17 protein-coding genes are annotated in these 19,900 nt (G+C 63.3%); 7 read left to right on the top strand and 10 right to left on the bottom strand.

The window, feature by feature from the left end; translation table 11 throughout:
* Positions 1-139: 139 nt before the first annotated feature.
* The 7 genes from VGH68_RS15375 to VGH68_RS15345 all read right to left on the bottom strand — a co-directional run bounded on the left by VGH68_RS15375 (position 140) and on the right by VGH68_RS15345 (position 7,711).
* The gene (locus VGH68_RS15375) at positions 140-1,681 is read right to left on the bottom strand and encodes an alkaline phosphatase family protein (RefSeq protein WP_331604500.1); all 1,542 of its coding nucleotides are present in this window, start codon (positions 1,679-1,681) and stop codon (positions 140-142) included.
* Positions 1,682-1,902: 221 nt separating this feature from the next.
* The gene (locus VGH68_RS15370) at positions 1,903-2,595 is read right to left on the bottom strand and encodes a hypothetical protein (protein ID WP_331604502.1); all 693 of its coding nucleotides are present in this window, start codon (positions 2,593-2,595) and stop codon (positions 1,903-1,905) included.
* On the bottom strand, positions 2,595-3,077 hold the full coding sequence (locus VGH68_RS15365; protein WP_331604499.1) for a glycoside hydrolase family 108 protein: 483 nt from the start codon (positions 3,075-3,077) through the stop codon (positions 2,595-2,597). The genes VGH68_RS15370 and VGH68_RS15365 overlap by 1 nt, the downstream gene beginning before the upstream one ends.
* A 79-nt stretch (positions 3,078-3,156) precedes the next feature.
* Positions 3,157-4,629 carry a tetratricopeptide repeat protein gene (locus tag VGH68_RS15360; RefSeq protein WP_331604498.1) on the bottom strand — a complete coding sequence of 491 codons (1,473 nt, stop codon included), beginning with the start codon at positions 4,627-4,629 and terminating at the stop codon, positions 3,157-3,159.
* A 340-nt stretch (positions 4,630-4,969) separates the two neighbouring features.
* The gene (locus VGH68_RS15355; protein WP_331604497.1) at positions 4,970-5,833 is read right to left on the bottom strand and encodes an ABC transporter permease; all 864 of its coding nucleotides are present in this window, start codon (positions 5,831-5,833) and stop codon (positions 4,970-4,972) included.
* 16 nt (positions 5,834-5,849) lie between these two features.
* On the bottom strand, positions 5,850-6,644 hold the full coding sequence (locus tag VGH68_RS15350; RefSeq protein ID WP_331604496.1) for an ABC transporter ATP-binding protein: 795 nt from the start codon (positions 6,642-6,644) through the stop codon (positions 5,850-5,852).
* Between the two features lie 47 nt (positions 6,645-6,691).
* Positions 6,692-7,711, bottom strand: a complete 1,020-nt coding sequence (locus tag VGH68_RS15345) for an ABC transporter substrate-binding protein (RefSeq protein ID WP_331604495.1) — start codon at positions 7,709-7,711, stop codon at positions 6,692-6,694.
* Positions 7,712-8,045: 334 nt separating this feature from the next.
* Between VGH68_RS15345 and VGH68_RS15340 the strand changes: the two genes are divergently transcribed.
* From VGH68_RS15340 to VGH68_RS15325, 4 genes are all read left to right on the top strand, one after another.
* A complete protein-coding gene (locus tag VGH68_RS15340) occupies positions 8,046-8,723 on the top strand; it encodes a response regulator (protein WP_331604494.1) in 678 nt (225 codons plus the stop codon).
* A 2-nt stretch (positions 8,724-8,725) separates the two neighbouring features.
* A complete protein-coding gene (locus tag VGH68_RS15335) occupies positions 8,726-10,114 on the top strand; it encodes a sensor histidine kinase (protein ID WP_331604493.1) in 1,389 nt (462 codons plus the stop codon).
* A gap of 19 nt (positions 10,115-10,133) precedes the next feature.
* The gene (locus VGH68_RS15330) at positions 10,134-11,183 is read left to right on the top strand and encodes an ABC transporter substrate-binding protein (protein ID WP_414696947.1); all 1,050 of its coding nucleotides are present in this window, start codon (positions 10,134-10,136) and stop codon (positions 11,181-11,183) included.
* A 465-nt stretch (positions 11,184-11,648) separates the two neighbouring features.
* Positions 11,649-13,877: an NADP-dependent isocitrate dehydrogenase gene (locus VGH68_RS15325; RefSeq protein WP_331604492.1), complete on the top strand. Its 2,229-nt coding sequence runs from the start codon at positions 11,649-11,651 to the stop codon at positions 13,875-13,877.
* 162 nt (positions 13,878-14,039) lie between these two features.
* Here VGH68_RS15325 and VGH68_RS15320 read toward each other — a convergent pair whose 3' ends face one another.
* Together VGH68_RS15320 and VGH68_RS15315 are read right to left on the bottom strand one after the other, a co-directional pair.
* Positions 14,040-14,267, bottom strand: a complete 228-nt coding sequence (locus VGH68_RS15320) for a hypothetical protein (RefSeq protein WP_331604491.1) — start codon at positions 14,265-14,267, stop codon at positions 14,040-14,042.
* Between the two features lie 458 nt (positions 14,268-14,725).
* Entirely contained in the window at positions 14,726-15,649 is a 924-nt protein-coding gene (locus tag VGH68_RS15315) for a LysR family transcriptional regulator (RefSeq protein ID WP_331604490.1), read from the bottom strand.
* A 98-nt stretch (positions 15,650-15,747) separates the two neighbouring features.
* Here VGH68_RS15315 and VGH68_RS15310 point away from each other — a divergent pair, with 98 nt between their 5' ends.
* From VGH68_RS15310 to VGH68_RS15300, 3 genes are read left to right on the top strand one after another with little or no spacing between them, the layout of a single operon-like run.
* A complete protein-coding gene (locus tag VGH68_RS15310) occupies positions 15,748-17,052 on the top strand; it encodes a citrate:proton symporter (protein WP_331604489.1) in 1,305 nt (434 codons plus the stop codon).
* Positions 17,053-17,078: 26 nt separating this feature from the next.
* Positions 17,079-18,437 carry an acyclic terpene utilization AtuA family protein gene (locus VGH68_RS15305; protein WP_331604488.1) on the top strand — a complete coding sequence of 453 codons (1,359 nt, stop codon included), beginning with the start codon at positions 17,079-17,081 and terminating at the stop codon, positions 18,435-18,437.
* A gap of 1 nt (position 18,438) precedes the next feature.
* Positions 18,439-18,744: an AtuA-related protein gene (locus VGH68_RS15300; RefSeq protein ID WP_331604487.1), complete on the top strand. Its 306-nt coding sequence runs from the start codon at positions 18,439-18,441 to the stop codon at positions 18,742-18,744.
* A 32-nt stretch (positions 18,745-18,776) separates the two neighbouring features.
* Here the strand turns inward: VGH68_RS15300 and VGH68_RS15295 are convergent, their stop codons facing one another.
* Positions 18,777-19,487: a FadR/GntR family transcriptional regulator gene (locus VGH68_RS15295; RefSeq protein ID WP_331604486.1), complete on the bottom strand. Its 711-nt coding sequence runs from the start codon at positions 19,485-19,487 to the stop codon at positions 18,777-18,779.
* Between the last annotated feature and the right edge of the window lie 413 nt (positions 19,488-19,900).

Below are 19,900 nucleotides of genomic sequence, written 5' to 3'. Positions count from 1 at the left end.
TGGCCGTTATGAGTAATGTTTGTTGCTAAATTTGAGATAGACGCGCGGAACTTTGAGGGTTAACGCGTAGACATCATCACGCTGTGAGCCGCAGCTGCGCAGCGCGTCGAGTGCGCACTTTAGGCCTCGGTGCTTCGTGCTAATCGGGAGATACGGGGGGCGTCCGCGACGTCGTCGCCGACGCATTGCTGCCCGTTGCGCCCGTCGTGACGCCGACCGATTGCGCCAAACGTGTGAACGCCTGGCTCGTGCGCCCCTCGCGCTGGTCCCTCGCGTCATAGAAGTCCTTGCTCAGCCACTGCCCGAAGCTCGTCATCAGCGAGCCTAATGCGCTCTTGAAGCGCACCCACGCATTGCCGGTGCGAGCCAGTCGCGCCGCGGATTCGACCGCATCCGCGGCGAGCCGGTCCAGCTCCGCGTGCAGATAATCGGCGAAATGATGCAGGCCATGCTGATTGCTGTTCGAGGATTTGCGTTCCAGCTCGACGCACTCGGGGATCAGCGATTGATTGCTCACGCGGATAAACGGGGGCGTGTCGGTGCGCGCAACGCCATCGCCATGAATCGCTACGCCGATGCTTGCCGCTTGCTGCGTGCGCGTGCCAAGCGGTTCGAGATGCCACTTTTCGCACAGATATTTCAGCAGACTGCAATGATCGAATCGCGTGTTGCACACACCGGGCTTGCACCATGGCGACACGAGAATCGCCGGCACACGCACGCCGAGCCGTTTGAAGTCGAAGCCCGTGGTGTATTGGTCGGGCGCTACCGCGTCGGCGGGCGGCGACACGTGATCGTAGAAGCCGCCATGTTCGTCGTACAGGACCACCAGTAATGTGCGTTCCCATAGCGCCTGATTCGAGCGCAGCGCGTTGTAGGTATCGGCGATCAGCTTTTCCGCTTTCATGATGTTGTGCGGAGGATGATCGTCGTTCTGCGCCTCGCCGAAATACTTCGGCTCGATCAGCACGAATTGCGGGAACGCGTCGGCGGGACCAGCCGCGTCGTGAAAGAACGTGTCGAACCGGTGATAGTTCGCGAGATTCTCCGCGCGCCGCTGGTTCTTCAATAGCAAGGAAGCGGGGAAGTCGTAGAAATAGACTTTCCATGTTTTCCGCGCGGCGTTCAGCCGATCGAAAATGGTGTCCTGGTCCTGCTCGGTGTACCAGTGCGGGTCGAGCGCGTCGAGTCCGGCAGGCATGCCGGTCTGACCTTTCGATGTGCCCGTCAGTGCGAAGAAGCGGTTGGGCCAGGTCGGTCCCGGCAATGACGAAAACCACTGGTCGCAGACGGTGAATCGAGAGCCCAGCGTATGCAGCGCGGGCAGAAAGCCGAGCGGGTAATAACCCATGATGTCTTGCCGGGCAGCGAGGCTGCTGTTCGGGTAGTCGTGTACGAACGAGCGCACGAAGCCGCTGTTGCCGTCGGCGATCTGCTTGAGCACCGCGTCGTGCTCGTGATTGGGATCGTCCTTCATTTGCCGCTCGCGCGTGGCGCGAGGGGAGAATGTGTGGCCTTTGCCGTCGGCGTTCGATTGGCCGGCCGCGTTGCGTACGCCGTCCAGACCTTCATGCACGGCATCGAGGCAGCCGAGCATCTGATCGAACGAGTGATTTTCCATCAGCAGCACAACGACGTGTTCGATCGGATCGTTCTGCGTATTCTGCTCGACGTCACTCATGTTCATCGCTCCATTCGGGAATCGATGGATGGGTTGGGTGCCGTCGCGCGACATGCCACTGTGCCGGCACGGCGTTGCCAACTTAACGCAATTCGTCCGGACGCGAAAGCGTTTGGCTGCAGCGACATATCACCGCCAGACGAGCAGCGTACAAACCGCATACGTGCACGCGGCGGCTCGCGATAGCCGCCGCGTGCAGGGTTCGCTTAACGAAGCATCGGTCAACTGCCCGAGTAGATCGGACCTTGTGCGCCCGGCGCGAACGGCTGGAATACGCCGGCGTGCGCCGCAGGCACAGCTGCCGGTGCCGGCGAGCCCGGTGGCATGGCCGGTTCGCGCAGCGTGACCGCGCTATCCGATCTGATCGGCAGGCTTGGTTTCGCGAGCAATTCGGTCTTGCGCATCGAGCCGACCGACGTGCCGAAGTAGTAGCCGATGATGCTGATCCACGCGGTACCCAGCGCGCCGACGACCACGTTGACCAGATCCTTGTTGCTGCCCGGCAAAGGCTTGAACGCCATCAGCAACAGAATGCCGAAGAACCCGGTCGTAACCGCCATCGCGAGTACCTTCGGCACCCAGTCGCGATTGGCGACACCCATGGCGCGCGCGCCGGCGCGATCGTCGGCGGCGAGCCGGGCCATGTCGGTTTCGTGCGCGAGAGTCGCCTGCGCGGCGGTCACCATCAACTGCTGCAATTGCAGCGAATTCGCGCTTTCGGCCTGTCTGATCTTGTCGAGTGCGCCCGGATCGTTCAACGCGGTCGCCACGATGGTGGGGTCGCTCGGTGTGCCGAGCGCGTGCGAAATGATCGCGGCGGCGGCCGTGACGCCGAGCCCGACCGGTCCACCTACGAGCCCGGCGAGAAGCGGGGCGGTATTGCCGATATTCGTCGCTACCTTAGACCAGTCCATCATGCTGCTCCCAAAAGAAGATTGGCTGCCATACGTTCGGTCCAGCCACGGCTGAAATGCGGCCATGAATGCAGGTTCCTTAGATACCGCAAGCGATACGCGGCGAAGCGCATCACGAACTTCATCGGGTCCGCGCTCTTGACCGCATCCAGCGTGTCCTGGCCGAACTTGCCGTCTTCCTTCGCGCCGGACGCTTTCTGCATCCACAGCACGACGAGGCCTCCGTTGTAGTTCGCGTCGAAAATCTGGAACGCGACGCGCGGATCGAGTTCATCGAGGTGCAGCGGATCCCAGTACCGGCGTTTGGCGATCTGGTGCGCGGTATCGAGCGACAGGTCCTTCATCGCACCGCTATACCCCTCGCTGTGCGCGACCCGCGCGGTCACGCCCCACATCGTTTCGCCGCCAGGATCGTCGGGATTGAAGCTGTAACCGCCTTCATTTCCGATCAGGGCTTTGAATGCGTCTTCGAAACTGTCCATCGAACTGTCTCCTCTTCGGCTGTGCTTCCGGCTGCGTTTTCCGGCTGGATTTACGACTCGAACATCGAATGCATTCGGCTTACATCGAACGCATCGCGCTTCCTCCCGTGCGACGTGTCGTTTCAAGCGCTGCCTGAAGCGGATACGCCGGGGATGGATCAGAAACGGGCCGGGCTTGCGCGCGCGACCCAGGTATGGAAGGTTGGCCCGCGTCCTGCGCCGCGTTGGCGAAGTGAGCCAATTCGCTTTCGCGGGCGGTAAGCGTGCCGGCGTCGCGTTGCAACGCCTCGGCGTATTTGCGCGAGGCGCCGCGCAGATCGCCCTGATGGTCGAGCGCACGGCCCCATTCGGCATACGACGCAGCCAGATCGGGCCGCAATGCGACAGCGCGTGACAGCTTGGCAATCGCTTCGTCGTAGCGGCCGACGGTGACGAGCGCTTCGCCCCAGTCGTGCAGCGTATCGACGGAGTCAGGCTTCATCGCCGCTGCCTGTTTGAATGCATCGAGCGCTTCGCCGTAACGATGCGCGTGCAACAGCACGTCGCCGAGCAGACGTTGGTTTTCCGCGGTGTGTGATTTCTCGCTGGCGCCGGCGCGCAATGCTTCGAGCGCGTCGTCGATGCGGTGCTGCTGTTCGAGTGCAATGCCAAGGCTGGCGCGCAGCACCGCCGAATGTTGGTAGGTGTTCAGCGCTTCACGGGTCTGCTGTTCCGCTTCTTTCGAGAGCCCCTGGTTCGCGAGCAGCCAGGCTTTACCGGCAAGCGCCCATTCGCCTTGCTCGGACGCGGGCCGTGCGAGCACTTCGTCATAGATCGCGACGATGTCGCGGTAGTCGCAATGCGCGAGCGAGCATTTGGTCTTTTGCACCTGCGAGAACAGATGACTGGCGAGAATGTTCGGCTCGGCGAGCCGCATCGCTTTTGCGGCGATATCGCGCACGAACTGCTCGAGATCGCGTCCTTCGAACGGCACCGTGCTTTCACGGGCGTTGAACTGACCGCCTTCTATCTGCACATGCGCGACGTAGGAATCCGCGCTGTCGCCCGTCTTCGTGATGCCGACATGCACGACCACGTCGTTGCGCCCGATGACGCCCTTGATGAATCGCACCGTCGTCGCATACGACATCTCCTGCCCCGGAATCTGGATATCCGGTTGCGCGTCGTTATCGGTCATCGTGTCGTGCGGGATCGATTCAGCGTCCTGACCGATCTCCTTCATTGCCGACATGATTCGCTCGGCGAGAAAGTTGGACGTGTAGCCGTGCTCGGCCAGCGTTTGCGGCGCTTCGACCGGCGGCACCAGCAATTGCCGCGTGAGCACGCCGCGCACGACGAGGCATAGGAAGCCGATCGCGAGCACGGCGAACACCCACGGCAACACGTACGGCCACAATTGCTTCGGGCCTCGGCCGATAAACCCGGCAGTGCGCAGCCCGAATAGTACGAACCCGCTCGAATGACGACGCGCGCGGCGATTCGCGGCACTGCCGCGAGCGAACGGGCCGATGTGCCCATTCATTGGCCGACGTTGACTCTGCGCACTCGACATGACCCACCTCGCTTCGATCTTCGCGCGATGTTGGCAACCGCCCGACTGGTGTGGAGTAATGCATTGAGCGTGCCATCGAGGTCAGAGTCTCGCGGCTGCATGGTCAGGCGTGGCGGGATGCGGCAGAGAGGGCGAAAGTGTTGCGTGCGGGCCAACGTATCGTCAGCGATAGTCTGCCTTCAGAGAACATCGAGCGTGCAAGCGGGCTAAATAGACGCTTTACGCGACGGAAAAAGAAAATGCCGTTCAGTCGCTGACTGAACGGCATTCATCGTGACCAGTACTTCCGTCGATTTCCGCGCTATCGGTGAATCGCGCGGTCACTACGCTCGCGCTTTCCTCAAACCGAACTCGGCCGCCACTTCAGCAGGCGGTTTTCGACTGCGGTCAACAGATAGTCCGCAGCGAGCGCCACCACCGCCAGCACGATCATCGCCGCGAACACGCCGCTCGCATTGAACGCGCCCTGTGCTGTCGAGATCAGCAAGCCGATACCCTGTTTCGAGCCGAGAAATTCGCCGACCACCGCGCCGACCAGCGCAAAGCCGAAGCTCACATGCAGGCTCGCGAGAATCCAGCTGAGCGCCGACGGAATCACCACCGAGGTCGTCACCTGGCGGCGCGACGCGCCGAGAATCTGGGCATTCGCGATCATGTAGCGGTCGGCTTCACGCACGCCCTGGAATGCATTGGCGAACACGACGAAGAACACCATCACGACCGCCAGCGCGACTTTCGATGCCATCCCGAGTCCTAGCGCGATCACGAACACCGAACCGAGCACGACGCGCGGAATCGAGTTGGCGATCTTGATGTACAGGCTGAACACATCCGACAGCAGTTTGTTGCGACCCAGCACGATCCCGCAGACGATGCCGCCGATCGCACCGATCAGGAAGCCGAGCCCGGTTTCCTCGAGCGTGATCCATACCTGCGTGAGCAGTGGGCCCTGCGACGTGCCGTTCACGAACCAGTCGACGATCTGATTGAAGATCTCGGTTGGCATCGAGAAGAAGAACGGGTCGATCCACTTCAGCCGCGCTGACAGTTCCCAGCCCCCGAGTACCACGACGAGCACCAGAACGCGCAGCGATATCACCAGCGCCTGGCGCTGGCGAATCTTCTTTTGCGCAATGCGTTCGACGTGAGCGAGCGACGCGGCATCGATGCCCGATGGCATCATCTGTTGAGAGGTTGTTGACATGGTTGCCGTTCCTTGATTAACCGATTTGCACTTCTTCGCGCAGGTCGTGCCAGATGTCGCGCGAGATTTCGATAAAGCGCGGGTCGTAGCGAATCTCCGATGTGATGCGCGGACGCGGCAAATCGATTTCGTACACCTTTTTCAGCGTCGCGGGGCGCGCGGTCAGCACGAACACGCGGTCGGCGAGCGCAATCGCTTCCTCCAGATCGTGCGTGACGAACACGACCGAGCCGGCGCCACCCCACAATTGCAGCAGCTCGTCCTGCATCAGCGTGCGCGTTTGCATGTCGAGCGCCGAAAACGGCTCGTCCATCAGCAGGATTTCCGGCTTGTTGATGAAGGTTTGCGCAAGCGCGACACGTTTGCGCATACCCCCGGACAACTGATGCGGATAGTGCTTGCCGAACTTCTCGAGACCCACGCGACGCAGCCATTCGTTGGCTTCGTCGTAAGCGGCCGATTTCGAGCGGCCGCGATACAGCGGGCCGGCCGCCACGTTGTCGAGCACCGAGCGCCACGGAAACACCGCGTCGGCCTGGAACACGAAGCCGATGCGCGGATCGATGCCGTCCACCGGCACGCCCATCACGCGCACTTCACCGGTGGTCGGCTTCAGCAGGCCGGTGATCATGCTGAGCGTGGTCGACTTGCCGCAGCCGGTCGGGCCGACCACCGCGACGAATTCGCCGCGCGCGACCGCCATGCTGAAGTCGCGCAACGCAACGGTAGCCTTGCCGTCCGGGGAAATGAAACGGCACGATACGTTGCGCATTTCGATGGCCGGCGTATCGCGTGACGTAGGTTGATTCATCGGCGGGTGCCTCGCTGTTCTGTGGATTCTCGGAGTGTCGAACGCTGTTACTTCGACGCGGTCTTGACCGGCGCGGACAGGTAGTCGTTGCTATAGGTCTTGGCGAGATCGATATGCTTGCCCTTCACCGACGGATTGAACGCCGACAGCACCTTCAGCACCGTTTCGGGACCGTCGGCCGGCATCTTGCCGTCCTTCGTGAACATCGGCTGCGACGCCTTCAGCGCGGCCACGTACAGATCCTTGTTGTTGCCGTAGTAATCCTTCGGCATTTTTGCGGCGATGTCTTCCGCGCTATGCGTCGCGATGAAGTTCAGCGTCTTCGCAAACGCGTGCGAGAGCTTCGCGGCCTCATCCTTGTGCGACTCGACCCACGCGCGCTGCACGTAGAAGCTCGATGCGGGATACGTGCCGCCGAGCGCCGCGCGGGTGCCGTCGAGCGTGCGCATATCGACCAGCACCTTCGCGTCGCCGGTCTTCAGCAGTTGCGACACGGTCGGCTCGGTGGTCATGCCGGCGTCGATGCGGTTTTGCTTGATCGCCGCGATAAAGCTGTTGTCCGCGCCAACCGGCAGCAGCGTGTACTGCGTCGACGGCACGCCGGCGCGCTGCGCGAGGTATTGCGTGAGAAAGCTCGTCGACGAACCGAGGCCGGTCACGCCGAGCGTCTTGCCTTTCGCGTCGGCCATGCTCTTCAGCGTATCGGCCGCCTTGGTCGACACCATTTCCACTTCGCCCGGCACCTGGCCGAACACGACCAGCGCCTGCACTTCCTTGCCCTTGCTTTGCAGGTCGATCGTGTGATCGTAGAAGCCCACCACGCCTTGCACCGCGCCCGCGAGCAGTTCGTTTTCCGCGTCGACGCCGGCCGGCTGCGACAGCAGTTCGACGTCGAGGCCTTCGTCCTTGAAATAGCCGAGCTGCTCGGTGAGCTTGGCCGGCAGGTAGATGATCTTGGTGGCTCCGCCGACCATGATCGTGATTTTTTCGGCATGAGCGGCCGCCGAAGCAGCGGCGAGGGCGAACGCAACACCTGATACGGCGGCAATCTGGCGCAAAGTACGCATCGAGCAGTCTCCTTGAGTTTGGTCGCCGCGGGAATCGCATGCGGCGCTTTTGGGGTGAATGGCGGCGATTATAAAAATCCCAAACCTTCTGCCAGCTTTCTGGGGTTTGGGAAAAACATGAGTGTTAACCCGAAAAGCGGGGAAAACACCAGTCGAAAACTCACCGAAGCCGCGCCGGCATTCCGCCGCGCTCTCGCGCCGATACGCGACGCAGGTGGCGAGCACGCAGCGAGCAGACCGCGAGTGCACGGCGACCACACTGCGAGCACGCGGCAGGCGCGCAGCCTCGTTGTTTTGAGGCACAATCGACGCCCTGACTTTCGCCGTTGCCGCCATGAAGCTGCTGCTCATCGAAGACAATCCCACGCTTGCGCACTGGCTCGCAAAGATGCTGGAGCAGCAGGCATTCGCGCTCGACGCCGTGCAGGACGGCGAAGAGGCGGACCGCCTGCTGCGCACCAATCATTACGACGTAATCCTGCTCGACCTGAATCTGCCGAAGCTCTCCGGCAAGAACGTGCTGCGCCGGCTGCGTCAGCGCGGCGACGCGACACCGGTGTTGATCCTGACTGCGAGCGGTTCGATCGACGAGAAGGTGGAACTGCTCGGCGCCGGTGCCGACGACTACCTGGTCAAGCCGTTCGAAGTACGCGAGCTGATCGCGCGCATCAAGGTTGCGATTCGGCGCCAGTCGCCGGCGAAGGCGGGCGAAGTCGTCTGCGGCGATCTGTCGTTCGACATCGATACGCGCCAGTTCACGCTGAAGGGCGCGCCGCTGAACGTGACGCCGCGCGAGCGCTCGGTGCTCGAAGCGCTGATTCTGCGTCTCGGCAAGACGGTGACCAAGCCCGCGCTCGTCGACGCGATCTTCACGCTCGCGGACGAGCCGAGCGAGGACGCGGTGGAGATCTACATTTCGCGCTTGCGCAAGAAGCTCGATGGCAGTTCGGCGGCGATCGTCACGCTGCGCGGGCTCGGCTATCTGCTGCGCAAGAAAGAAGAAGACCAGTAACGATGTCCAATAGCCTGCGCATACGCCTGCTGTGGTGGCTGCTCGTGCCACTCGCGCTTTATGTGCTGGTAACCGGAGAGACCGAATACGACAATGCGCGGCGCACCGCGAATCTCGTGCAGGACAATCAGCTGGTTGCATCGGCGCGCATGATCGCCGGTGAAGTCGAATGGATGGACGGCTTTCTGCGCGTCGACGTGCCGCCCGCCGCGCTAGAGATTTTCGCGTCGCCCTATCGCGACCAGGTGTTCTACAGCGTACGCGTCGACGACGGACGGCTGCTGGCGGGGACGCCGGATTTTCCGCCGCGTCCGCTGCAGGCGCCCGACGTGCCCGATCACTACTACACGGAGCTGCATGGCCATCAGGTGCGGGCGGTCGATATCGTGCGGCTCATGTACGACAACGGCGTCACGCGCCACGTGCGGGTGACGGTCGGCAAGACCGCGCGCTCGCGCGATGCGATGACCCAGCAGCTGTGGCAGCCGCAACTCGTGCGGCAGATCGTGATGATCGCGCTTGCCGTCGCGCTCGTTTGCATCGGACTCACGTTCGAATTGCGGCCGCTGATGAAGGTGAAAGACGAGGTTGCGGACCGCGATCCGATGCAACTCGAGCCGATTCGCGTCGAACGATTGCATTCGGAATTGCGGCCGATCGTCGATGCGATCAACCAGTGCATCGCGCGGCTCGGCGTGCAGGTCGCCGCGCAGCGCCGGTTTATCGCCGATGCCGCGCATCAGTTGCGCACGCCGCTGACTGTACTCGGCACGCAATTGCAGTTCGCGCGACAACAGCAAGGCCTGCCGCCCGCACTCGACGAAGCACTGGTCGCGATGCATCGAAGCAACCGCTCGATGGTCGGCCTCACCAACAAGCTGTTGTTGCTCGCGCAGGCCGAAGCCGCGGACAACGCGCAACTGGCGACGGAAAGCGTGGATCTCGTGCCGCTCGCAATGGAAGTGGTCGAAGATCTCGCGGTGCTTGCGCAGGCGCGCGAGATCGATCTCGGCGCCGAATTGGATCACGCCGCAACGATCGTTGGGCATCGCGGGCTGCTGCAGGCGCTGATCGCCAATCTCGCGGACAACGCGATCCGCTATACCGGCAGCGGCGGCCATGTGACGGTCGCCGTCAAAGCCGGCGCCGGGACGGTCACGGTGAGCGTGATCGACAACGGCCCGGGTATCCCTGCTGAGTCACGCGGGCGCGTATTTGAACCGTTCTACCGCGCATCGGCGGATACGGACGGCACCGGTCTCGGGCTGGCGATCGTGCGCGAAATCGCGGATGCGCATCGCGGCGAAATTACGCTTAAGCCTGGCGAGGGCGGCAGGGGACTGCATATTGCCGTGACCTTTCCGCGTGCCGCAGCGGCCGCCGATGCGTAACACGTCGGAGACCCTCGCGATGCAGCTTCCCCGTATCCGTTTCTCGCGCATGACGTACGCCACAGTCGCGGCATCGCTCGCGTTCTGCGCGTGGACGGCGCTCGCGGGTCTCGCGATGCCCGCGCACGCGGCCGAGCCGGAGAAGTTGGCGATCATGGTGGGCGGTATCGACAAGCTCATTTATCTGCCGGCGCGCGTGGCCGAACGACTCGGCTATTTCAAGGCGGAAGGGCTCGACGTTGAACTGCTGTCGCAGCCAACCGGCATCGACGGCGAAAACGAAATGCTCGCTGGCGCGGTGCAGGGCGTCGTCGGTTTCTACGATCACACGATCGATCTGCAGGCGCGCGGCACCGAGGTCAAAACGATCGTCGTATTCAGCCAGGTGCCGGGCGAAGTACAGATGGTCGCGGCGCAATCGGCCGATACGATCCGAAGCATGGCCGACGTGCGTGGCAAAACACTCGGCGTGACCGGGCTTGGCTCGTCGACGAGTTTTCTCACCCAGTACCTCGCGCGGCGCGCGGGCGTGCGTCGCACGCAATACACGCTGTTGCCGGTCGGCGCGGACGCCAGTTTTATCGACGCGATCCGGCGCGGACGCATTCACGCGGGCATGACGACCGAGCCGACCGTGACCCAGCTGCTGAAATCCGGCGACGCGGCAGTACTGGTGGACATGCGCAACGTCGAGGGTACGCGCGCCGCGCTGGGCGGTACTTATCCGGGGGCGAGCCTGTACGTGCAAACCACCTGGCTCGATGCGCATCGGCTCGAGGCGGAAAAACTCGCGCGCGCGTTCGTCAGAGCACTGCGCTACCTGCACTCGCACAGCGCCGAGCAAATCGCCGCGCATCTGCCGCAAGAAGACATCGGCGGCGACCGGGCGGTTTTTATCAGCGCATTGCGGGCATCGCTACCGATGTACACGGTTGACGGCAAGATGCCGGCCGATGGGCCGCCGACCGTGCTTAAAGTGCTGGCTGGTTTCAACCCGGCGGTGACGGGGCGGCATATCGACCTGTCGCGCACGTTCACCAACCGGTTTGTCGATGCGGTCGAGCCGTGAAAAGCGGCGGTCGATGTGCGGCCTCGGCTGACACAGAACGAAGGAGGGCGACAGGCGCAGGCACGCGATGCGCGAACCGGCGATCAGCGACTGCGTATCCCCGTACGGGTGAAGTCGACGTCCGCCGGCCCCCGTCAACGCCCCTGGCGACCACGCCCGTCAAACGCAAGCGATTCGCATCTGAAATAATTGGCGGGCCCGCAGGTCATCTATAAGATATCTGTTCTAAGAGTTGCATAGTCAGGCGCAAAGCCTTGTCGGACGGGGCTCGACCCATTGGGCCGAGGTCTCCGGACCTGTTTGTTCAGCAGCAAATAGTGGCAAACACGCCTATACTCTCGGTCGTGCCGCAAAACCCGGAGGGCCGCGGGTTGCATCGTGTCGCACCGCGCCGTCGCTGTCGCGCCGCGACTTGCACTGGCTCCGCCAACGCTCTGTCTACCACTTCCTAGCAAAGCCTCAACCATGTCCACATCGCCCAAGATCATCTACACCCTGACCGACGAAGCGCCGGCACTGGCGACGTACTCGCTGCTGCCGATCATCAAGGCGTTCACGCGCTCGTCCGACGTGCTTGTCGAGACGCGCGACATCTCGCTCGCCGGCCGGATCATCGCCGCATTTCCGGACTACCTGACCGCCGAACAGAAGGCTGCCGACGATCTGGCGGAGCTCGGTGCACTCACCACGCGCCCGGAAGCGAACATCATCAAGCTGCCGAACATCAGCGCCTCGGTGCCGCAGCTGAAAGCCGCGATCGCCGAGTTGCGCGATCTCGGCTACAAGCTGCCGGCCTATCCGGACGTCGCGACGACCGACGCCGAGAAGGATGCCAAGGCTCGCTACGACAAGATCAAGGGCAGCGCGGTGAACCCGGTGCTGCGCGAAGGCAATTCGGACCGCCGCGCGCCGTTGTCGGTGAAGAACTACGCGCGCAAGCATCCGCACAAGATGGGCGTGTGGAGCGCGGACTCGAAGTCGCATGTCGCGCATATGAGCGGCGGCGATTTCTACGGCAGCGAAAAGTCGGCGCTGCTCGCGCAGGCCGGTAACGTGAAGATCGAACTGACCGCCGCCGACGGCACGACGACGGTACTGAAGGGGAAGACGGCGGTGCAGGCGGGCGAAATCATCGATGCATCGGTGCTGAGCAAAAACGCGCTGCGCAGCTTCATCGAAGCGGAAATCGCCGACGCGAAACGCAACGGCGTGCTGTTCTCGGTGCATCTGAAGGCGACGATGATGAAGGTCTCCGACCCGATCATCTTTGGCCAGGTCGTGTCGGTGTTCTACAACGACGTGCTGACCAAACACGCCGACGCGCTCGCGCAAGTCGGCTTCAACCCGAACAACGGTATCGGCGATCTGTACGCGCGTCTGAAGGACCTGCCGGCCGAAACCGCCGCCGCGATCGAAGCCGACATCAAGGCGCAGTACGAACAGCGCCCGCCGCTCGCGATGGTCAACTCGGACAAGGGCATCACGAGCCTGCACGTGCCGAGCGACGTGATCGTCGACGCATCGATGCCGGCGATGATCCGCGAGTCGGGCAAGATGTGGGGCGCCGACGGCGCGCTGCACGACGCGAAGGCGGTGATTCCGGACCGCAGCTACGCCGGCGTGTACCAGGCGGTGATCGAAGACTGCAAGAAGCACGGCGCGTTCGATCCCGTCACGATGGGCACGGTGCCGAACGTCGGGCTGATGGCGCAAGCGGCCGAGGAATACGGTTCACACGACAAGACGTTCCAGATCGCGGCGAACGGCGTGGTCCGCGTGACCGACGAAGCCGGCGCGGTGCTGTTGGAGCAGCCGGTCGAGCAGGGCGACATCTTCCGTATGTGCCAGACCAAAGATGCGCCGATTCGCGACTGGGTCAAGCTCGCGGTGAACCGCGCACGCGCAACCGGCACGCCGGCCGTGTTCTGGCTCGACGCGGCGCGCGCGCACGACGCGCAGATCATCGGGAAGGTCGAGCAGTATCTGAAGGACCACGACACCAGCGGGCTCGACATCCGCGTGATGACGCCGGTCGAAGCGGCAAAGTTCTCGGTCGAGCGCATCCGCGCGGGCAAGGACACGATCTCGGTCACCGGCAACGTGCTGCGCGACTATCTGACCGACCTGTTCCCGATCATGGAACTGGGCACGAGCGCGAAGATGCTGTCGATCGTTCCGCTGATGGCCGGTGGTGGCCTGTTCGAGACCGGCGCGGGCGGTTCGGCTCCGAAGCATGTGCAGCAACTGGTCGAGGAAGGTTTCCTGCGCTGGGACTCGCTCGGCGAATTCCTCGCGCTGGCGGCGTCGCTCGAGCATCTGGCGGGCATGTATCACAACCCGAAGGCGCAGGTTCTGGCGAAGACGCTCGATCAGGCGACCGGCAAATTCCTCGATAACGATAAGTCGCCGGCCCGCAAGGTCGGCGGCATCGACAATCGCGGCAGCCACTTCTACCTTGCGATGTACTGGGCCGAGGCGCTGGCCGCGCAGACCGAGGACGCCGCGCTGCAGGCGCAGTTCGCGGGGGTTGCAAAAGCGATGGCCGACAACGAGGCGAAGATCGTTGCCGAGCTCGGCGCGGCGCAGGGCAAGCCGGTGGACATCGGCGGCTACTACCGTCCGAACGTCGAGCTGACCGCGAAGGCAATGCGCCCGAGCGCGACGCTGAACGCGATCATCGATTCGATCGCCTGAGCCCGGAGGCCGCGTATGCGGCCGGTGCGGTGAGCATTGCGGTGGGTGCTGAAGCCTGCGCAGCCGCAATCCAGGCCGCAAATACGACAATGGCGCCCTCGGGCGCCATTGTCGTTTCCAGTTCGCATTCTTCGTCCACCTGCGTGACAGCCATATCCGTCCTTACACGTGAACGATTTCCCAGTCGGCCAGCTTGTCTGGAAGTTCGAGCGTCGACGTATCGACTTCGGACAAATGCTCGCAACTCAGGCCGCGCGCGAGGTCATCGGCTGCCTGTTGCGGGCTGGAGAATTCACCCAGCGTTTCGTTGCCATAGGTGGCTTGCCAGCCATCGTCACCCGGCAGAATGTAAAACGCTCCTTGGGTGGAACCAAAGCGAAAGCCTTTCATTTCTGTCTCCCAGTTGCCAATAAAAAACCGTGATCCGTGGCGGCTTCGTCGCAATCTGTGGGATGGAGGTGGGCTCTGCTGTCGAACCCTCTCCAATCTGACTGCGTGAAGCGACTGCTCTTGTGAAAGAGTCTACGTCAGCGCCTAGCCGGGCAAGCGCGCATCAAACGGTTCTTTGAACCAAAATTTATTCTTTATAATCAAATAGTTGTGACTGTCATTTTGGGATATGCAACGAGGGGCGACATCGTGAAACGACGCATTTGTGCCTCGCACCATGATTTTTTACGACGCGCGGGCTCGTTTCGTATCGTGAAAAGTAGCGGCCGCTTTTTGCGTGTGAAAGTGGGCAGTGCGGCCCTATGCCGCGCACCAGACGACCGCGTTAGCGGTTGTGCTTCGGCTTTCGGCCCATCGTATGGAACCAGGCGGGCGCGGATGCCGCGACCGCTGCGGTATTACGGAAGGGGTTGCCATTCGAACGCATCCTGCGTGGCCAGCCGTTCGATCAGCATCGCGACGAAGGTCTCGGTGACGCGCGGCAAGGTTCGGCCGCGTTTGCGGATCAGCGCGATGCGTCGCGTGAATGCCGGCTCGTCGATCGGTCGCGCGACCAGCTCCGGCTCCGCGCGCACCTCGCGCGCCGACGCGGGCAGGATCGTCACGCCCAGCCCGGCGCGGGTCATCGCGACCGCGCTCATCATGTAGGTCGGCTCGCACGCGATGTGCGGCACGCGCTGCGCATCGGCGAATGCGCTATCGACCACCGCCCGCACGCTCGTGCCCTGCGCAGTCAGCACCAGCGGTTGGTCTGCAAGATCGGCGAACGTCAGCGGCCGGCGCCGCCGCGCCAGCGGATGTTGCTTCGGCAGCACCGCGACGAGCCGGTCGACACCCGCATGCAGCACTTCGAGCCCAGCGTCGTTCAACTCGCCGCCGGTCAGTCCGATATCGACCTCTTCGTTGCGCACCAGCGTATTGACCATGCTCGCGACGACGTCGCGCACCTGAAAGCCGACGCACGGCACCGCCTTCTTCAATTCCTGCACGAGTTCCGGCAGCACGCTGGCGGCAAAGGTCGGCAGACACGCGATGCGTACGACGCCGCTCGTGCCTGCGCCCAGCGCACGCGCATCGAGCAGCACGTGCTCCATGTCGTGCAGCGATTTCTGCAGCACCGGCAGCAGCTCGCGACCGGTCGGCGTGAGCGCGACATTGCGACTGTTGCGGTCGAACAGCCGCAGGCCGACCGTTTCCTCGAGCCGGCGAATCTGCACCGTCAACGCGGGTTGCGACAGATGCAGCCGGGCCGCCGCGCGGGTGAAGCTGCCGGTTTGCGCGACGGCAATAAACGCGCGGATATCGCGTAGGTTCAGATCCATAACGGCTCGTGATTGCTGCGATCAAATCGTTTCAATTGCTTTATGGTCGCTGCGAACTTACGCTCGATCGCAGTAAAAAACAACATTGGAGACAAGCCATGCTGCCTTTACTGGGGCTAGCCACCATCGTCGTGCTGCTCGGCGCGATCCTGTCGAAACGGATGTCGCCGCTCGTCGCGCTGATCATCGTGCCGCTCGCGGCGTCGCTGCTTGGCGGCTTCGGCTTGCAGACCAGCAAGTTCGTCGTCGACGGACTCAAGAGTCTCGCGCCAGTGGTCTGCATGTTCGTGTTCGCGATCCTTTACTTCGGCACGATCACCGACGCGGGCACGCTCGATCCGATCATCGATCGCATCCTGCGCGCGGTCGGCACACGGCCCACGCGCATCGTAATGGGCACCACGCTGCTCGCGCTGCTGATCCATCTCGACGGCTCCGGCGCCGTGTGCTTTCTCGTCACGATTCCCGCGATGCTGCCGCTTTACGACCGCCTGAAGATGGATCGGCGCGTGCTGGCCGCGGCGGTATCGATGGCGGCGGGCATCAACTTCCTGCCCTGGACTGGGCCGATGATTCGCGCATCCGCGTCACTGCATCTGCCGATCTCGGCGCTGTTCAATCCGCTGATTCCAGTGCAGGCGATCGGTCTGGTGTTTGTCTTCTCGATGGCGTACTGGCTTGGACGGCGCGAGGCAAAGCGGCTCGGTCTCACGTCGGCAGGCGGGTCGATACCGATGCCCAAACGCGAGTTGACGCCGGAAGAGCAGGCACTGCGCCGCCCGCGCAACTTCTGGTTCAACATCGTGCTGACCGTCGTCGTGCTCGGCACGATGGTCGTGATGGGCGAGAAGATTCCGCCCGCAATCATGTTTATGGTCGGCCTGTGTATCGCGTTGATGGTCAACTATCCGAACGTCGATATGCAGCGCAAACGCATCGATGCGCACGCGCGTGCCGCGCTGATGATGGCCGGCATCCTGCTCGCGGCCGGCGTATTTACCGGCGTGATGCAAGGCAGCGGCATGCTGAAAGCGATGGCGCAGGCAGCGGTCGGCTTCGTGCCACCCACGATGGCGAGTCATATTCCGGTCGCGCTCGGCTTGTTGTCGATGCCGCTCAGCATGCTGTTCGATCCCGATTCGTTCTATTTCGGGGTGCTGCCGGTGATCGCCGAAGTGGCCGGCCAGCTTGGGGTGCCGGCGGTCCACGTCGGCCAGGCCGCGTTGCTCGGCCAGATGACGACCGGCTTTCCGGTCAGCCCGCTCACCCCGGCCACTTTTCTCGTCGTAGGCCTGTGTGGGATCGATCTGGCCGATCATCAGAAATTCACTTTCCCGTTGTTGTTCGGCGCGTCGATCGTGATGACGATCGCCTGCGTCGTGCTCGGGATCTTTCCTCTGTGAGCCTCACTGAACGGATGTGATTAGCCATGACAGCCACTGAACCTCGACGCGTCGTGCGCATCGGCGCCGGCGCGGGTTATTCCGGCGACCGGATCGAACCGGCGATCGAACTCGCCGAGCACGGCAAGCTCGACTACCTGGTATTCGAATGCCTCGCCGAACGCACGATCGCAATTGCGCAGCAGGCGCGCAGCAAGGCCCCGGAGCTTGGCTACGACCCCTTGCTCGAAGCGCGGATGCGCGCGGTGCTGCCGGTCGCGGCGCGCAACGGCGTGCGCATCGTGTCGAATATGGGCGCGGCCAATCCGCTCGCGGCGGCGCGCAAGACCGCGCAGATCGCACGTGAACTGGGCCTGAGCGGATTGAAAATTGCCGCTGTGACCGGCGATGACGTGCTCGACGTGGTGCGCGCGGGAGACTTCCACTTCGTCGAATCGGGCGACGCGGTGGCCGCGTGTCACGACCGGCTGATTTCCGCAAACGCCTATCTCGGCGCCAGCGGGATCGTCGATGCACTCGCGGCCGGCGCACAAATCGTGCTGACCGGGCGCGTCGCCGATCCGTCGCTGTTCGTTGCCCCGCTGATCCACGAATTCGGCTGGCGCATGGACGACTGGCGGACGCTCGGTCAGGCCACGGTGATCGGCCATCTGCTCGAATGCGCGGGACAGATTACCGGTGGCTATTTCGCGGACCCCGGTTTCAAGGACGTGCCGAAGCTGGCGCGGCTTGGTTTTCCGATCGCCGAGGTTAGGCCGGATGGCGCCGTGGTGATCACGAAGCTTCCGCAAAGCGGCGGGCTCGTGACTGAGGCGACATGCAAGGAGCAGTTGCTGTATGAGATCCACGATCCGCAGCGCTATTTGCAGCCGGACGTGGTCGCCGATTTTTCGCAGGTGCGTATCGAACAGGAAGCGCCGGACCGCGTGCGCGTGAGCGGCGGTGATGGCAGTGCGCGCACCGCGACGCTGAAGGTGTCGGTTGCGTATTTCGACGGCTACATCGGCGAGGGACAGATTTCCTACGGCGGGCCCGGCGCGCTCGCGCGGGCGCGGCTCGCGCTCGATATCGTGCGCGAACGGCTCGCGCTGACCGGCGTGCACACGCGCGAGTTGCGCTTCGATCTGATCGGCGTGAATGCGCTGCACGGCGAGACCGCGGCGGCCGGTTATGGCGAGCCGTATGAAGTGCGCGCGCGGGTGGCGGGGCGTACCGCGACGCTCGCAGAAGCCGTGCGCATCGGTAACGAGGTCGAGACGCTGTACACGAATGGGCCGGCGGCCGGCGGTGGCGTAACGAAGTCGGCGCGCGAGGTGGTCGGCGTGCAATCGGTTCTGCTGCCGCGCGAGCATGTGACGCCGGCTTTCTCGTTGGTGGAGGCGTGAGATGAAACTACGTGAGTTGGCCCATTCGCGCACCGGCGACAAGGGCAATACGCTGAACATTTCGGTGATCTGTTACGACGCCCGGCATTACGAGCGTCTGCGCGCGGTGCTGAGCGCGGAGCGGGTGAAAGCACATCTGCGCGACGTCGTGCGCGGCGACGTGGTGCGCCATGAACTGCCGAATATCAGTGCGTTCAACTTCGTGCTCGGTGATGCGCTCGGTGGCGGCGTGACGCGTTCGCTTGCGCTCGATGCGCACGGCAAATCACTGAGTTCGGCGTTGATGGATCTGGAACTGGGGGAGTGAGTTGGCGTAGCAGCCCGCCGGCCAGACCTCGCTCAGGCACCCACCTTCGTCAACTCATGCGCGCGGCGCAGCCGTTCGCGGCTGTTGCTCAGATGCATGCGCATCGCGGCGCGCGCGTCATCGGCATCCTGGCGCTCGATCGCGCGATAGATCAACAGGTGCTCGCCGAGCACATTGCGCAGAACCTCGATCTGGTCGAGTTCCGCAATCTCAGCCGAACCCAGCCGGGTGCGCGGGCTGACCGAGCGGCCGAGCTGGCTCAGCACGTCGAAGAAATAGCGGTTGCCGCTCGCGCGCGCGATCTGCAGATGGAATTCGATGTCGTGCGCGAGCGTGTCGGTACTGCCGCGTTCGAGCTCAGACTCGAAGCGCGCGAGCGCCGCGCGGATCTGCTTGAGGTGCTGCTCGGTGCGCCGCGACGCCGCGAGTGCCGCCGCGGCCGCTTCGACGTCGATACGGAATTCGATGATCGCCATCACGTCCAGCATGCTCGACAGATCGGCGGCGGCCAACTGCATCGGCTTTTCAGCGGCGGGCGCGAGGACGAACGTGCCGATGCCGTGCCGCGTCTCGACGATATTGGCCGCTTGCAGACGGGAAATCGCCTCGCGAACCACGGAACGGCTCACGGAAAGCTGCTTCATCATCGCGACTTCGGTGGGGATGCGATCGCCCGGCCTCAGCGCGCCGCGGCGGATTTCTTCGGAAAGGGTGGCGACCACCTTCTCGGTCAGGCTGCTCATTTTTGTGGCTAATTGACGGATTTGCAGCAAAGTATGGCACAGCACTTTATTTGATTCCGCTATGTTCGGCGCGACGAGCGCGGTGTGGTTTTGCTGGGGGGTACATGCTGTGCATGGGGAGGGCGTCGCTGCCGGCGACGCCTTCGGAGCGATGGGGTTGGTGCTCCCAGTGCGCGCGCGACGCGCGGTGAGGCAATAGTTCCAGTCGGGCATCCGGTGTCGGAAACTTAAAGACATCAGACGTCTTAGTTTCGCTCAACTGGTGCGTCTCTGCGTGCGATCGCACGCGTCGATTCGCCTCTATCCGGCACACCATAGGGGTTTTCGGGTAAACGCCGACCTTTACCCGGCAAACGGTTAGCGCTAGACTGTCATCAGACAACATATCTTGCGTTCGCAGCTTCATACGCGCG

This window comes from Paraburkholderia sp. (assembly GCF_036488505.1).
In the GTDB taxonomy this organism is placed as follows: domain Bacteria; phylum Pseudomonadota; class Gammaproteobacteria; order Burkholderiales; family Burkholderiaceae; genus Paraburkholderia.
This window is presented reverse-complemented; position numbering and strand designations above follow the sequence as displayed.

What these genes read in the sequence shown, in the direction of transcription:
- VGH68_RS15330 (WP_414696947.1), top strand. Translation starts at nt 10,134, where the DNA reads ATGCAGCTTCCCCGTATCCGTTTCTCGCGCATGACGTACGCCACAGTC.
- VGH68_RS15370 (WP_331604502.1), bottom strand. Translation starts at nt 2,595, where the DNA reads ATGGACTGGTCTAAGGTAGCGACGAATATCGGCAATACCGCCCCGCTT.
- VGH68_RS15365 (WP_331604499.1), bottom strand. Translation starts at nt 3,077, where the DNA reads ATGGACAGTTTCGAAGACGCATTCAAAGCCCTGATCGGAAATGAAGGC.
- VGH68_RS15300 (WP_331604487.1), top strand. Translation starts at nt 18,439, where the DNA reads ATGAAACTACGTGAGTTGGCCCATTCGCGCACCGGCGACAAGGGCAAT.
- VGH68_RS15340 (WP_331604494.1), top strand. Translation starts at nt 8,046, where the DNA reads ATGAAGCTGCTGCTCATCGAAGACAATCCCACGCTTGCGCACTGGCTC.
- VGH68_RS15320 (WP_331604491.1), bottom strand. Translation starts at nt 14,267, where the DNA reads ATGAAAGGCTTTCGCTTTGGTTCCACCCAAGGAGCGTTTTACATTCTG.
- VGH68_RS15335 (WP_331604493.1), top strand. Translation starts at nt 8,726, where the DNA reads ATGTCCAATAGCCTGCGCATACGCCTGCTGTGGTGGCTGCTCGTGCCA.
- VGH68_RS15325 (WP_331604492.1), top strand. Translation starts at nt 11,649, where the DNA reads ATGTCCACATCGCCCAAGATCATCTACACCCTGACCGACGAAGCGCCG.
- VGH68_RS15350 (WP_331604496.1), bottom strand. Translation starts at nt 6,644, where the DNA reads ATGAATCAACCTACGTCACGCGATACGCCGGCCATCGAAATGCGCAAC.
- VGH68_RS15310 (WP_331604489.1), top strand. Translation starts at nt 15,748, where the DNA reads ATGCTGCCTTTACTGGGGCTAGCCACCATCGTCGTGCTGCTCGGCGCG.
- VGH68_RS15375 (WP_331604500.1), bottom strand. Translation starts at nt 1,681, where the DNA reads ATGAGTGACGTCGAGCAGAATACGCAGAACGATCCGATCGAACACGTC.
- VGH68_RS15315 (WP_331604490.1), bottom strand. Translation starts at nt 15,649, where the DNA reads ATGGATCTGAACCTACGCGATATCCGCGCGTTTATTGCCGTCGCGCAA.
- VGH68_RS15295 (WP_331604486.1), bottom strand. Translation starts at nt 19,487, where the DNA reads ATGAGCAGCCTGACCGAGAAGGTGGTCGCCACCCTTTCCGAAGAAATC.
- VGH68_RS15355 (WP_331604497.1), bottom strand. Translation starts at nt 5,833, where the DNA reads ATGTCAACAACCTCTCAACAGATGATGCCATCGGGCATCGATGCCGCG.
- VGH68_RS15305 (WP_331604488.1), top strand. Translation starts at nt 17,079, where the DNA reads ATGACAGCCACTGAACCTCGACGCGTCGTGCGCATCGGCGCCGGCGCG.
- VGH68_RS15345 (WP_331604495.1), bottom strand. Translation starts at nt 7,711, where the DNA reads ATGCGTACTTTGCGCCAGATTGCCGCCGTATCAGGTGTTGCGTTCGCC.
- VGH68_RS15360 (WP_331604498.1), bottom strand. Translation starts at nt 4,629, where the DNA reads ATGTCGAGTGCGCAGAGTCAACGTCGGCCAATGAATGGGCACATCGGC.